The organism is Altererythrobacter sp. TH136, assembly GCF_007065885.1.
Lineage (GTDB): Bacteria > Pseudomonadota > Alphaproteobacteria > Sphingomonadales > Sphingomonadaceae > Tsuneonella.
Genome location: NZ_CP041409.1, coordinates 1,137,338 through 1,151,296, shown reverse-complemented (window position 1 = coordinate 1,151,296; position 13,959 = coordinate 1,137,338). Strand labels below are relative to the sequence as shown.

Annotated in this window: 10 protein-coding genes and 1 tRNA gene; 3 read left to right on the top strand and 8 right to left on the bottom strand. The window is 67.9% G+C overall.

Features of this window, described 5'->3' with window-relative positions:
* Positions 1–58 precede the first annotated feature (58 nt).
* The 6 genes from C0V74_RS05670 to infA form a co-directional block, all read right to left on the bottom strand.
* Positions 59–2,896 (bottom strand): PAS domain-containing protein, encoded by a 2,838-nt coding sequence (locus tag C0V74_RS05670; protein ID WP_143250978.1) that lies wholly within the window; start codon positions 2,894–2,896, stop codon positions 59–61.
* 70 nt (positions 2,897–2,966) lie between these two features.
* Positions 2,967–3,042 (bottom strand) — tRNA-Phe (locus C0V74_RS05665).
* An 81-nt stretch (positions 3,043–3,123) separates the two neighbouring features.
* Positions 3,124–3,321: a DNA gyrase inhibitor YacG gene (yacG, locus tag C0V74_RS05660; protein ID WP_143250977.1), complete on the bottom strand. Its 198-nt coding sequence runs from the start codon at positions 3,319–3,321 to the stop codon at positions 3,124–3,126.
* A complete protein-coding gene (locus C0V74_RS05655) occupies positions 3,318–4,277 on the bottom strand; it encodes a ribonuclease (RefSeq protein ID WP_143250976.1) in 960 nt (319 codons plus the stop codon). The genes yacG and C0V74_RS05655 overlap by 4 nt, the downstream gene beginning before the upstream one ends.
* Positions 4,278–4,287: 10 nt before the next feature.
* Positions 4,288–4,857 carry a Maf family nucleotide pyrophosphatase gene (locus C0V74_RS05650; RefSeq protein WP_143250975.1) on the bottom strand — a complete coding sequence of 190 codons (570 nt, stop codon included), beginning with the start codon at positions 4,855–4,857 and terminating at the stop codon, positions 4,288–4,290.
* 16 nt (positions 4,858–4,873) lie between these two features.
* Entirely contained in the window at positions 4,874–5,119 is a 246-nt protein-coding gene (gene infA / locus C0V74_RS05645) for a translation initiation factor IF-1 (RefSeq protein WP_057883479.1), read from the bottom strand.
* A gap of 223 nt (positions 5,120–5,342) precedes the next feature.
* Here infA and C0V74_RS05640 point away from each other — a divergent pair, with 223 nt between their 5' ends.
* Entirely contained in the window at positions 5,343–8,348 is a 3,006-nt protein-coding gene (locus tag C0V74_RS05640; RefSeq protein ID WP_143250974.1) for a hypothetical protein, read from the top strand.
* 72 nt (positions 8,349–8,420) lie between these two features.
* Here C0V74_RS05640 and C0V74_RS05635 read toward each other — a convergent pair whose 3' ends face one another.
* Positions 8,421–9,578 (bottom strand): NAD(P)/FAD-dependent oxidoreductase, encoded by a 1,158-nt coding sequence (locus tag C0V74_RS05635; protein WP_143250973.1) that lies wholly within the window; start codon positions 9,576–9,578, stop codon positions 8,421–8,423.
* A 137-nt stretch (positions 9,579–9,715) separates the two neighbouring features.
* Between C0V74_RS05635 and C0V74_RS05630 the strand changes: the two genes are divergently transcribed.
* Together C0V74_RS05630 and uvrC are read left to right on the top strand one after the other, a co-directional pair.
* Positions 9,716–10,180, top strand: coding sequence for a glycine zipper 2TM domain-containing protein (locus tag C0V74_RS05630; RefSeq protein WP_143250972.1), 465 nt, complete (start codon positions 9,716–9,718; stop codon positions 10,178–10,180).
* Positions 10,181–10,265: 85 nt separating this feature from the next.
* The gene (uvrC, locus tag C0V74_RS05625) at positions 10,266–12,236 is read left to right on the top strand and encodes an excinuclease ABC subunit UvrC (RefSeq protein WP_143250971.1); all 1,971 of its coding nucleotides are present in this window, start codon (positions 10,266–10,268) and stop codon (positions 12,234–12,236) included.
* 7 nt (positions 12,237–12,243) lie between these two features.
* On the opposite strand, the gene C0V74_RS05620 is transcribed toward uvrC, so the two are convergent.
* A complete protein-coding gene (locus tag C0V74_RS05620) occupies positions 12,244–13,803 on the bottom strand; it encodes a serine hydrolase (protein WP_143250970.1) in 1,560 nt (519 codons plus the stop codon).
* Positions 13,804–13,959: the final 156 nt, after the last annotated feature.

The following is a 13,959-nucleotide window of genomic DNA, read 5'->3' as shown; positions in this document are numbered from 1 at the left end:
GGGCGAAGGCAAATGCGCGGGCGGCCGGTATGCCGGCGGCCCGACAACCGTCCGGCGCCTAGGGGCCGGCGACAAGCTCTTGCACGCGGGCGGTCAGGGCGTCCATCTCGAACGGCTTGGTCAGGAGATGCATCCCGGCGTCGAGCTGGCTTTCGCCGATCACCGCGTTCTCCGCGTAGCCGGTGATGAACAAGACCCTGAGATCGTTCTGGCGCGACCTCGCCGCGTCCGCGAGCTGGCGGCCGTTGACCCCATTTGGCAGGCCGACATCGGTGATCAGCAGATCGAGTGGGGGACTCGACTGAAGCAGGGCCAGCGCCTGCACGCCGTCGGCGGCTTCGATCACGTTGTAGCCCATGTCCCGGAGGACTTCGGCCACCAGCGAGCGGATGACGACCTCATCGTCGACCACCATCACGGTTTCACCGTGGCTGTTTGCCGGCCGTGCGCTGGTCGGCGCCACCCGATCGTCTGCCGCTTGTGCGGAGAGCGTGCGGGGGAAGCGCAGTTCGACCGTCGTCCCCTGACCCACAGCCGAACGGATGCGCACCTGCCCGCCCGACTGGCGCACGAAGCCATAGACCATCGACAGGCCCAACCCGGTCCCCTCGCCGGTCGGCTTGGTGGTGTAGAACGGGTCGAACGCCCGTTCGAGGGTCTGGGCGTCCATTCCGCTGCCCGTGTCGGTCACCGACACGAGCACGCAGTCGGCCGCCTCCTCGCCCTCAGCGAAGCCTTCCTCGAGGCGGCAATTCTCGGTGGCGATCCGCACCGTTCCGCCTTCCGGCATCGCGTCGCGCGCGTTGATGCACAAGTTCAGCAGGGCGTTCTCGAACTGGTTGGCATCGAGCAAGGTCGGCCACACTTCGTCCCCGCCATCAATCTCGACCGCCACGGACGGTCCCACGGACCGCTGCAGGAAATCGCCGATGCCCTGAATGACCTGGCGCAGGTCGACCGGCCTGGGATCGAGCGTCTGACGCCGCGAAAATGCGAGCAGACGGTGCGTGAGGCTCGCCGCCCGCGATATTCCCGCCTCCGCCATCTCGAGATATTTGCCCAGCTCGTCGACCCGCCCCTGCTCTACCCGGCGGGTAATGAGGCTCAAGGCGCCCGAAACGCCCATCAGAAGGTTGTTGAAATCGTGCGCCAACCCGCCTGTGAGCTGCCCCACGGCTTCCATCTTCTGTGCCTGGCGCAGCGCATCCTGAGTGGCCTCAAGTTCATCCTCGCGCGCCTGGGTTTCGCTGAGATCGCGACCGATGGCGATGAAGTTGATGCCGTCGGGCTCCGGTGTGACGGTCCATTCGATCGGCTTGAAGGTGCCGTCGCTGGCGGAGATGCGATTGCGGAAGCGGGTGGGCCGGCCCGCTTCCTGCATTCGGGTGATCGCCTGGAGCGTCGGGTCCGCATCCTCCGGATGCATGAAGCTTGCATACCCGCGGGACAGCAACTCGGCTTCGCTCCACCCCAGCACCTGCCCCCATGCGGGGCTTACCGCCGACATCATGCCGGTGAAGTCAGCGCGGGCGAGCATATCCTGCGACAGGTTCCACAGCCGCTCGCGCTCGGCCGACCGGGCGGCGACTTGCACTTCCAGCGTCTCGTTCAGCGCCCGCAGGCGCGCTTCGGCCAGTTTGCGGTCGTGGATATCGACGGAGGCACCGAACCAGCGGGTGACCACGCCGGAGTGCGGGTCGCGGTACGGCTCCGCCCGGACCAGGAACCACCGGTATTCGCCCGTGCGAGAACGGATGCGATGTTCGACCAGGAAGGTGGTCCCGGCCGACCGGGCATTGTCGAACGCGGTGGTTGTCTCTGCCGCATCGTCCGGGTGGACATAGTCACCGGCGATGCGGTTGGCGGTCGATGCTTGATATTCGTCGCCGGTATAGACGGACCACTGCCGGTTGAAGAATTCGGTTCGGCCCTCGCCATCGGTGATCCACATGATCAGCGGAGCGGCGTCCGCCATCAGGCGGAACCGCTCCTCGCTTTCCCGCAACGCCGCTTCGGCAGCCTTGCTCTCGGTCACATCGACCACGATCCCGGCGGTGCGAACGGGCGTGCCGCACTCGTCCCGCTCGACCGCCCCGCGCGAAGCGATCCAGCGGACCTCGCCAGACGGCCGGACGATCCGGTATTCGCTGACCAGGTCGCTGCCGTCCTTCAGCGCTGCGGCGTATTCGCGCCACACGCGGCCGCGATCGTCCGGATGGATGGTCGCGCTGCGCTGCTCCGGCGTGATGTCCGTGCCGTGGCTGGCGCCGAGGATTTCCATCGTGCGGGGCGACCAGTCACCGCGCATCGTGCGCAGGTCCCAGTCCCACGTGCCGATCCGCGCGCCCTCGACCGCAAGGCTCAGCCGCGCCTCGCTGTCGCGCAAGGCGCGTTCAGCAAGCACGGTCTGCGTGGTTTCCACCACGGCGCAGAAGATACCCTGAGCGGTGCCGCCGTCATCGACGACCGCGGAATAGGAAAACGTGAACCAGGTCTCTTCGTCGAACCCTTTGCGGTTCATCACGAAATGCTGGTTTTCGTGATACACCGGCTCGCCCCGCAGGGCGGATTGCACCAGCGGGTGCAAGTCCGGCCAGATCTCCGGCCATATCTCCTGGAACCGCCCGCCCAGGGCGGCAGGGTGCTTCTCCGCCAGGATCACGGCGTAGGCGTCGTTGTAGAGAAAGCCGAGTTCCGGGCCCCACGCCAGGAACATGGGCAGCCGCGACGCGAGGATCAGATTGACCGCCTGCACCAGCGGCTGAGGCCAGGTGCCGGGCTCACCGAGCGGCGATGTGGACCAGTCCCGCGCGCGGATGAGGCCCGCCACTTCGCCGCCGAACGCCATGAAAGCCGGGTTTGAATCGAGCGGCCCACCGTCCATCGCCGTGTTCATATCCACTCGATCAGTACGACGCGAGCAGAAACCGCCGCATTTGCAGGTCAGGATGTGCGACCTTGGGAAGTGGTGCCTCGGGGCGGATTCGAACCACCGACACTGCGATTTTCAGTCGCATGCTCTACCAACTGAGCTACCGAGGCGGCACTGCACGACGGCGCTGTCAGCGGCCGTCGGTTGGCGAGGCGGCGCTATGGCCAAGGGCGCGCGCCTTGGCAAGTGCCTCAATCGCGCGATGCGTCAAGCGCCCGGTCAAGGTCTTCGGGATCGGCCGGCCGTCCGGGCACGGCGTAGCTGTCGGAAAACCACCGGACCAGGTCGCGGTCCTTGCACCGGGTCGAGCAGAACGGCGCGTGCGCATCGCCGCGCGGCTTTCTGCAGATCGGGCACGGGCGAGCGGCGAGGCGGCTGGGCGAGGTCATCGGGGAACCATCTGGGCATGGCCCGGCCCCAGCGCAACATCGGCGGCCGGTTGCACCCGTACTTCGCGCCCGGTTCTCTGCGCGAGTTCGGTCAACCACTCCGGTAACAGCGCGGCGACCACGGCCGGGTGCGCGGCGAGCAGCACCGCCCCCGCGCCCGCCAGCCCTTCGGCATCCCGCAGCAGCTTGCGCGCAGCGGCACCCGCCCGGTCGAACGCCAGCCGATGCAGCAGCGACGGGCCGGTCTGGCGCGCGACCAACTGCACGAAGCCGAAGCCGTTCATCGCCGTCCGCTCGTGAGCCCACCCGGACAGCGCCTGTCCCAGGAGCGCATCGACCGCCTTGCGGTCCTCGCGGGCGGCCAAAGTGGGAAAGTCGACCCCGATCGATCCCCCCAGATCGAATCGGGTGAGCGATGCGGCAAGCGCCGGGACCGCCGCGAGCGCGAGCGCGCGCGCCGCCAGGGGACCGTCGACGTCGATCAGCGTCATCGCGGCAGTCGGGGCGAATTGCAGCGCGCCACCGGGAAAGGTGACATCGCCCTCCCACGCTTCGCTCCACAGCTCGTCCCAGGCCCCGTCGGGGAAGCGGCGGACGACAGAAAAATCCGGCAGCGTCTCGGCCAGCGTCGGTGCAGGCCGGGGGTCCGCGTCGGTCGGACGCGCCTGGGCGAGCTTGCCGCGCTTGCGTTCGGTCACCGCGGCGCGGGTCACTTCGAGGCCCAGCGGAGCGCCTTCGCTCGCATCCGGCGGCAGGCGATCAACCAGCGCGTCCTCACCGCCCGAAAAGCGGGCGCGCCCGCGGAATGCGCCCTTGGCGCGCTCAACCAATACGGCATCGGCCACTAGCCCCGCTTCCAGGCCGCCGGGCCAGCGCAGCCGGGCCGACACCGCGCGTCCGTTCCGGTATTGGAGCGCCCGCTCCTCGCCGATCCCCTGTTCGACCAGCCAGGTCATCTGGCCCGGGTCACCGGACTTGGAAGCCTGCCGCCTGCAACAGTGCGCGGGTCTCGAACAATGGCAATCCCACGACGCCCGAGTGGCTGCCGGCGATCCACGCCATCAGGCCTTCGGCGGAGCCCTGGATGGCGTATCCGCCTGCCTTGCCGTGCCATTCGCCGCCTGCGAGGTAGGCGTCGATCTCTTGGCTGGAGAGGCGCTTGAACCGGACCTGAGTCTCGCTCAATCGTTCGCGGATCGTGCCATCGGGTGCGCGCAGCGCGATGGCGGACAGGACCCGGTGGCGCCGGCCGGACAGGAGTTCCAGGCACGAGCGCGCGGTCGCCTCGTCTTCCGCCTTGGGCAGAATACGCCGGCCTGCGGCTACGACCGTGTCCCCGGCCAGCACGAACTTGTCAGGTGCGGGCGCGGCAAGTGCCTTTTCGCGCGCCATGCGTGATGCATAATCGCGCGGCAATTCAGCCCCGCGCGGCGTTTCGTCGATGTCGGTAGCGATCACGTCCGCCGGCGTGATGCCTAGCCGGGCGAGCAGTTCGCGCCGGCGCGGGCTGGCAGACGCGAGGATCAGGTCGGGCATGACCGCCCGGCGCTGGTTACTGCGGCCCCGGGCCGCCGCGCCCAGGCATGAAGCGGTAGGTGATCCGCCCCTTGGTCAGATCGTAAGGCGTCAATTCGACCAGCACCTCGTCACCCGTCAGCACGCGGATGCGGTTCTTGCGCATCTTGCCGGCGGTATGGCCGAGGATTTCATGGCCGTTTTCGAGCTCCACCCGGAACATCGCGTTGGGCAGCAGTTCGACCACTTTCCCACGCATTTCGAGGAGTTCTTCTTTGGCCATGCGGTTTGTCGGTACTTTCTGATGATTGGACGAGGCGGATGCCCGGTCGGACTGGCCGCGCCCCATATACGCGCTCGCGCCAAAAGGGAAGCACGCGCTCATCGCAGGGAAAGCTTTGCGCGACAAAAAGTTACCCGAGTTCGGGTTGTGCCCCATGCCCACTTCCGCAAGGCAGGACGTCGCGGAAGGGGAGCCGCAGCCAACAATCAAGGATACAGATCACTTGCGTTCCCTTTACCCCGTTTCGCTGTTCGCTCTTGCCATCGCCGCTCCCTTGAGCGCCCAGGATGCCGGCGGCACCGCGCAGGCGGAGACCCCGGCGGCCGCCGATGACGCCGACGCCGACGAGAGCGAGATCGTCGTCACCGCCACGCGGCTGCCGGGCCAGGTGGTGACCGACAGTCCGCCGGTGCTGGAACTGGAGGAAGCGGACATCGCCGCATATGGCGCAACCTCGATCGAGGATCTGGTCGCGCAACTGTCTCCGCAAGTCGGTTCTGGACGCGGCCGTGGGGGGCGCCCGGTGATCCTGGTCAACGGCCAGCGCATCACCAGCTTTCGTGAGATCCGCCGCTTTCCGCCCGAAGCGATCCGCAAGGTCGAGGTGCTGCCCGAGGAAGTCGCGCTCAAGTTCGGCTACGCTGCCGATGCGCGGGTGATCAACTTCATCCTGAAGGACGCGTTCGCCTCTACCGAAGTGGAAGTGGAATTCAGCGCCCCGACCCGCGGCGGGACCGCGACGGCCGAGGCGGAGGCATCGCTGCTGACGATCACCGGCCCGCGCCGGACCAGCGCCAACCTGGAATACACGCGGACCAGTCCGCTGACTGAAGGCGACCGCGGCGTCGTGCAGGCGGCCGGCAGCAGTCCGACGCTCGCTACCGATCCCGATCCCGCTGATTACCGTTCCCTCGTCGCGCGCTCGGAAACGGTCGAGGCGAACGCCACTCTGACAACCGGGCTGGGCGAATTGGGATCAGGCAAGCAACTGACCCTTAACGGCAACGTCAGCCGCAATGTGCGCACCGCGCTGTCGGGGCTGGACACGGTGGTGCTGACCGATCCCTCCGGGGCCCAGGCGCTGCGCACGCTCGATGCCGATCCGATCACCCGCAAGACCGCCACCGATACCTATTCGCTCGGCGCGGGCTACAACATGCCGCTGGGCGACTGGCAGCTTTCCAGCACGCTCGATGCCAGCCGCACCGACACTGACAGCCGGATCGACCGGCGCCGCGACACGGGCGGGCTGGTCGCTGCCGCCGCGGCGGGGACGCTGGCGCTGGACGGCGCGCTGCCGGCCACCGCGGGGGGCGGGTTCGACCAGTCGCTGAGCCGGGTCTGGTCCGCTAGCCAGAAGAACACCCTCGCCGGCACGCCCGTGCGTCTGCCGGGCGGAGAGGTCAACGTGACGCTCGACGCGGGCTACGACTGGACCCGGATCGAGAGCAGCGACACCCGTTCCGGCCTCGCGCCGACCCAGCTCACCCGCGGCAATCTCAACGCCGGATTCAATGTGGGCGTGCCCATCGCCAGCACGCGTGAGGGAGTCCTCGACGCGATCGGCGACCTGTCGCTCAATTTCGGCGGCGGGATCGATCATCTGTCGGACTTCGGCACGCTGACCGACTGGAATGTGGGCGCCAACTGGCGACCGGCCGAAAAGCTGGCGCTGCAGGGCAGCTACACCGTGCGCAAGGTCGCTCCGGGGCTGAGCCAGCTTGGCGGCCCCACCATCATTGACGTGAACGTGCCGGTGTTCGATTTCTCGACCGGGCAAACCGTGCTCGCCACGGTAACCAGCGGCGGCAATCCCGGCTTGCGCGAAGAAACCCAGCGCGATCTCAAGCTGTCGGCGAGCTACGACCTCGACTGGTTCGACCGGGCCAACATCCGCGTCGAATACTTCCGCAACCAGTCGGACGACACCACCGAGGGGTTCCCGCTGCTGACCCCCGCCATCGAGGCGGCGTTCCCGGGCCGGGTGGCGCGCGCGGCCGATGGCACGCTGCTGTCGATCGACCGGCGTCCGGTGACTTTCGCTGAGCGCAATTCGTCGCGGATCCGCTACGGGATCAACCTGTTCGGCAAAGTCGGCAAACCGAAGCCGGAGACCGAGGACAGCGGCGGCGCGGGGCGCGGTGGTTTCCGCGGCGCGATGGCTGCGGCGGAGCCCGCGCCCCCCGCGGCAGGTGCCGGCGGATCGTTCGATCCGGCGCGGTTCGCCCAGATGCGCACGCAGTTTTGCGCCAGCCCCGCGGACGCGGCGCCGGATCTGTCCGGATTGCCGGAGCGCATGGCCGAGCGACTGAAAGGCCCCGACGGACAGATTGATCCGGCGAAGGTGGCCGAAGCGCGCACCCGCATGTGCAACGCCGACGGTACGCCGCGCGCCGACGCCGGCGGTCGCACCTTCGATCCGGCGCGCTTCGCGGCCCTGCGCACGGCGCTCAACTGCGGCGCGGACGGGCAGCCGGTCGATCCCGCCGCGCTCCCGCCGGAAATCGCCGATCGGCTCAAGGGACCTGACGGAACGATCGACCCGGCGCGGCTCGCCGAGCTGCGCACCCGGTTGTGCGCGCTGCCGGCGGACGGCAGCGGCGGCTCCGGCCGGCGCGGCGGTCAGCCTGGCGGACAGCGCGGTCCGGACGGCGAGCGCGGCGCCGGTGCCGGCGGGCGCGGCGGCAGCGGCGGCGGGCGCGGCGCCGGCGGCAGTCCCTTCGGCGGGGGCGGCGACGGCCAGGGTCGCTGGAATCTGTCCCTGTATCACACGGTCGAACTCACCAATCGCGCCCTGATCGCCGATGGCGGCCCGGAGCTCGATCTGTTGCAGGGCGATGGCCTTACCGATGGCGGCGTGTCCCGCCACCGCATCGAGCTGGAGGGCGGCGTGTTTAAGGACGGACTCGGCGCCCGCGTTTCCGCCAATTATCAATCCGGCACCACCGTGCGCGGCAGCGGCTTGCCGGGATCGAGCGATCTGCGGTTTGGGGAGCTGGCGACGGTCAATCTCAACCTGTTTGCCAATCTGGAACAGCAGGATTGGCTGACGGGCGGCGGCGAGCCGGGGTTCTGGAAGGGAACCCGGCTCAGCCTGAGGGTGAGGAACCTGTTCGACGCGCAGCAGCGGGTGACGGATGCCGACGGCATCGTTCCGCTACGCTATCAACCCGCGCTGATCGATCCGACCGGTCGCACCGTCGGGATCGAATTCCGCAAGATGTTCTGACCAATATCCGCGCGCGATTGTCACTTGACGGTCGTGCGCGGCAAGGCGGACGCCGCTTTGGCGATGCGACTGCTAAATCGCCTCTCCAGCCGCGACGCCGCTCGCCCAGGCCCACTGGAAGTTATAGCCGCCCAGCCACCCCGTCACGTCCACCGCTTCGCCGATGGCGAACAGGCCGGGCACGCGTTTGACCGCCATCGTCTGCGACGACAGCTCGGCGGTCGAGATTCCGCCCACGGTGACTTCCGCCTTGGCAAGCCCCTCGGTCCCGGTTGGATGAAAGGTCCATGCGGCCAAGCGCATCTCGGCTTCGCGCAAGGCCTTGTCGGACAGGTTCGCCAGTTCCGCCGGCAGGGTCAGTCGGTCCGCGAGGATATCCGCTAGTCGGGCCGACAGGGCACCGCGCAGCAGCGAGCGCAGCGTTGCGCGCGGGCTCGCTCGCTTGGCCTCGACCAGCCATCCAGCGGAGCGTCCTGGCAGGAAGTCGATGACGACCGGCTCTCCCGGGCGCCAGTAACTGGACACCTGCAGGATTGCCGGGCCCGACAGGCCGCGATGCGTGAACAGCGCGGCTTCGGCAAAGCGGGTCTTGCCCGCGCTCGCCGTAACCGGAGCCGATACGCCCGAGATTTCGCAGAACAGCACCTCCTCGCCGCCGAGGGTGAGCGGGACGAGGGCGGGGCGCGGCTCCACCACCTTCAGCCCGAACCGGCGCGCCAGGTCATAGGCAAAGCCGGTCGCCCCCATCTTGGGGATCGACGGGCCGCCGGTGGCGATCACCAGTGCGGGCGCGGCAACGTCGCCCACGCGAAACGATCCATCGGCGTGATCGACTGCGCCCACATCGGCACCGCACCTGATCTCGACCGAGCCCCTGGCGCATTCGTCCAGCAACAGATCGACGATCTGGCGCGCCGACCCGTCACAGAACAGCTGCCCGAGCGTCTTTTCATGCCAGGCGATGCCATGGCGTTCCACCAGATCGAGGAAGTCGCGCGCCGTGTAGCGGGCAAGGGCCGATTTGGCGAAATGCGGGTTGGCCGACAGGTAGCGGTCTGGCGCGGTGTGGAGGTTGGTGAAGTTGCACCGGCCGCCGCCCGAGATCAGGATCTTCTTGCCCGGTGCCTCGCTCTTTTCGAGCACCACCACGCGCTTGCCCCGCTGGCCCGCACGCGCGGCGCACATCAGGCCGGCGGCGCCTGCGCCCAGGATGATCGCATCGTACTGCATGGCTTGTCGTTGCGCTTAGGTCGGTTGCCGCTCGACGCAAGAGCGGGAACGATCACCGTGCGGGGGGGATGCCCTCGTATCCCCCCGCCGCTCCCCCCTGACGATCATCTTCGAGCGGCCAGCAAACTGGAACGCCCATGAACAAGATGATGCTTCTCCCGCTTGCCGCCGCGGTCATGACCGCTGGCTGCGTCACCGATCGATACGGCGGGTATGGCGATCGGTACGCCAACAACGACTATGGCTATTACGATCGCGAATATTCCAGCCGCTACGGTCAGTACGACTACAACCGGCCCGATCCGCGCTATGGCGGGTACTACGCCGACAATTACTACCGCAACGATAGCTGCTATCGCGAACGTCAGCTGTCGTACGATGACCGGGTGTATCGCGGTCGTGACGGGCGGCTTTACTGCCGTCGGTCGGACGGTTCGACGGGCCTGCTCGTACTCGGCGGTGCAGTGGTCGGCGGGGTGGCCGGCAACGTCATCGCGCCTGGCGATTCGCGTACGCTGGGGACGATCATCGGCGCCATCGCCGGGGGCGCGCTGGGTGCCGCGGCAGCAAGCAACGCCAACCAGTCGGCCTATTGCCGCTGAGGCTACGCTGACGAAAAGCAGGGCCGGCTTTCCTTCGCGGAGGCCGGCCCTTTTCATTCGCGCCCGCGACTCCTAGCTGATCCCCATGTCGCGCACAGGTGAACGATCCGGGGCGGGAAGCCCGCCAGACCCGCGCGGTCAGGATCGCTTCCTGGAGGAGCGGGCGACCTACACCGTGAAGGGCGCCGGCGCGCACCCGGACCTGGAGGCGGGGGTAGCCGCGATCCGCGACACCGTGCGCACGCTGCGGCCCAAGCCGGGCGTATATCGCATGCTCGATGCGCGCGGCGACGTGCTCTACGTCGGCAAGGCGCGCAGCCTGAAGGCGCGGGTGGCGAACTATACCCAGGTTAAAGCGCTCTCCACCCGGCTGAAGCGGATGGTCAGCCAGACCCGCCGGATGGAGATCGTCACCACGAACTCCGAGGCGGAGGCATTGCTGCTGGAAGCGCAGCTGATCAAGCGGTTCCGCCCGCCGTACAACGTGCTGCTGCGCGACGACAAAAGTTTCCCCTTCATCCTGCTGCGCGCTGAACACGCGTTTCCACGCATCCAGAAGCATCGCGGCGCGCGGCGCAGCAAGGGCAACTACTATGGCCCGTTCGCCAGCGCGGGCAGCGTCAACACCACGATCAACGCGCTGCAGAAGCTGTTCCTGCTCAGGAGCTGCACCGACAGCTTCTTCGCCCGCCGCGACCGGCCCTGCCTGCTGTACCAGATCAAGCGCTGCAGCGCGCCGTGCGTCGGCCGGATCGACGAGGCCGGCTATGCCGAGCTGGTGGCCGAGACGAAGGATTTCCTGTCCGGCAAGTCGGGCGCGGTGCAGAAGAAGATCGAGACCCAGATGGCCGCCGCCGCCGCCGATCTCGACTTCGAGCGGGCGGCGATGCTGCGCGACCGGTTGCGCGCGGCCACCGCGATCCAGGGCAGCCAGGCGATCAACGCCGCCGGGGTGGGGGACGCCGACATCTTCGCGCTCGCCAGCAAGGGCGGGCAGATGGGGGTCCAGGCGTTCTTCGTGCGCGGTGGGCAGAACTGGGGCCACCGCGCCTTCTTCCCCAGCCACATTGAAGGCGAGACCGAGGAGGACGTGCTCGCCGACGTACTCGCCCAGTTCTACGAAGAAGTGCCGCCGCCGCGCACGATCCTGCTCGACCGCGACCTGCCCGAATGCGAGCTGCTGGCCGAGGCGCTGTGCACCGCCGCCGGCCACCGGGTGGAGATCAGCGTCCCCCAGCGGGGCGACCGCCGCCGGCTGATGGCGCAGGCGCAGCGCAACGCGGTGGAGGCGCTGGAGCGGCGGCTGGCCGAAAGCGGCACCAAGACCCGGATCATGCGCGAGCTTGCCGAGTTCCTCGAGCTGCAGGAGCCGCCTGACCGGATCGAGGTATACGACAACAGCCACATCCAGGGGACCAAGGCCGTCGGCGCAATGATCGTCGCCGGGCCCGAAGGCTACCGCAAGGGTCAGTACCGAAAGTTCAACATCAAGACCGCGCAGACCAACGACGACTTCGCGATGATGCGCGAGGTGATGACCCGCCGCTTCGCCCGGGCGCTGGAAGAAGACCCCGACCGCAGCCAGGAACGCGGCAGCGGTGTGTGGCCCGACCTGGTGCTGATCGACGGCGGCAAGGGCCAGATGTCGAGCGTGAAGGACGCGCTGGAGGAACTCGGCATCGAGGACGTGCCGTTGATCGCCATCGCCAAGGGGCCGCACCACGGGCGCGAGGGGCGCGAGGTGTTCCATTTTCCCGACGGGCGCGAGAAGATGCTGCCGACCAATTCGCCGCTGCTGTTTTACCTGCAGACCTTGCGGGACGAGGTTCACCGCTTCGCCATCGGCGCGCACCGCGCCAAGCGCAGCCGCGCGATCAGCGCCTCACCGCTGGACGAGATCCCCGGCATCGGCCCGGGGCGCAAGCGCGCGCTGCTGCTGGCGTTCGGCACCGCGGGCAAGGTGCGCGCGGCGGCGCTGGAGGATCTCAAGCGCACTCCGGGCATCAGCGAAGGCGTGGCGCAGAAGATCTACGACTTTTACCATCCGGCGGGGTGAGGAGGCATCACTCCTTCACCAGGTTGAGGTCCTGGAAGTCGAACGAGAAGTCGGTGATGTCGGAAATCGGCTTCATCGTGATGCCGGTCACCTTGCCGTCCTCGACCGCAAACGTGACGAACGCATCGGCCTTCATCGTTCGGTCGGGCCAGAACGCCGCAAACGTATCGCCATCGTAAGGCGTCAGCGGCCCGTCGAGCAGTTCGGATCGGCTCATGTCGATCGCCAGCCGGCCTCGTTTCTCGGTAATCGTAACGGTGCCATACCACGGGTCACGATAAGTGCCGGCGTAGGCACTTGCTGGCAGGCTGGGTTTCTTCGCGTTCTTCGGCGGCGCCGCGGCTGCGGCCACCGCGTTCTTGGCCGCGGCATTGACCTCCGCATTGGACTTGATCGCGCCCGCGATCACGTCGTTGTCCTGCTTGCCGTCGATCAGTTTGTCGGCGATCTGGCGGGTCCACGCGCCCGCAGTGCTCATGTAATCATTCGACGAGGCAAACACCGCGATGTTCCGTTGCGGGATCAGGATCAGGTTGCTGGTGACCCCCGGGGCACCGCCGGAATGGTGGACGATGGGGGTGCCTTCCATGTCCGACACGAACCAGCCAAGCGCATACATCTGCAAGTTGGTCGAGCCGCCGGTGGGCCGGATGGTCCCGCTGCCGACCGGGGTGACGCCCTTCCACAGCTCGTTCTTCTGCTTTTCGCTGACCAGGCGCTGGCCATCGGCCGTCACGCCGCCATCGAGCCAGAACTTCGCCCACTTCATCATGTCGGCGGATGGACACCAGATGCCGCCCGCCGGGGCCACGGTGGGGCTGAATTCCATTCGCGGGTCGATCGGTACGCCCGCGCTCGCGCCCGCCTCGCGCTCGTGACCGCGCACGAGAGGCTGCCCGGGCTTGAGCCGCGAGCCATCGGCCGCGCATGCCGTCATACCGACGGGGCGGAAGATGTCGTCGGTGACGAAATCCTGCCAGCTCTTGCCCGAAACCCGCTCCACCACCTCGCCAGCGACGATGTAGAGCAGGTTGTCGTAGGCATAGCCGTCGCGAAAGCCGGTGGTCGGCTTCAGGTGCTTCAGCGCGTTGATCACGTCCGGCGCCTTGGCGTTGCCGTCAGGCCACATCACCAGGTCGCCCGCGCCAAGGCCCAGGCCCGAACGGTGCGTCAGCAGGTCGCGCACGGTGAACCGCTCGCTGACCCAGGGGTCGTACATGCCGAATTCGGGCACGTACTTGCGCACCGGATCGTCCCAGCCGAGCTTGCCCTGATCGACCAGCATGGCGAGCGCGGTGGTGGTGAACGCCTTGGAGATGGAAGCGATCGGGAACAGCGTGTCGTTGGTGACCGGCTTGCCCGAACCTTCCTCCAGCGTGCCGAAGGCGCCCGCATAGACGACCTTGCCGTCCATCAGCACCGCCGCGGTCATCCCCGTCGCGCCGAGCCCTTCGATGATCCGTTCCGCCTCGGCCGCGTAATCGGGCTGGGCGACCTTATGAGCATAAGCCGGCTGCCATGCCAGCGCAGTGGCAGCGACCGTCGCTGCGATCCGGACCCTCATCATCTTCGTTCCCCCTTGGGCGTATTCGTGTGCGAGTTCTAACGCGTCCGATTGGCCTGCCAAGCGAATGCTTCAGAAGACCATTCGCGCATGGAAAAGGGGCGCCGGATCGCTCCGCCGCCCCCCCTTGGTGATCTCTCGATCTTGTGATTGGCAGGC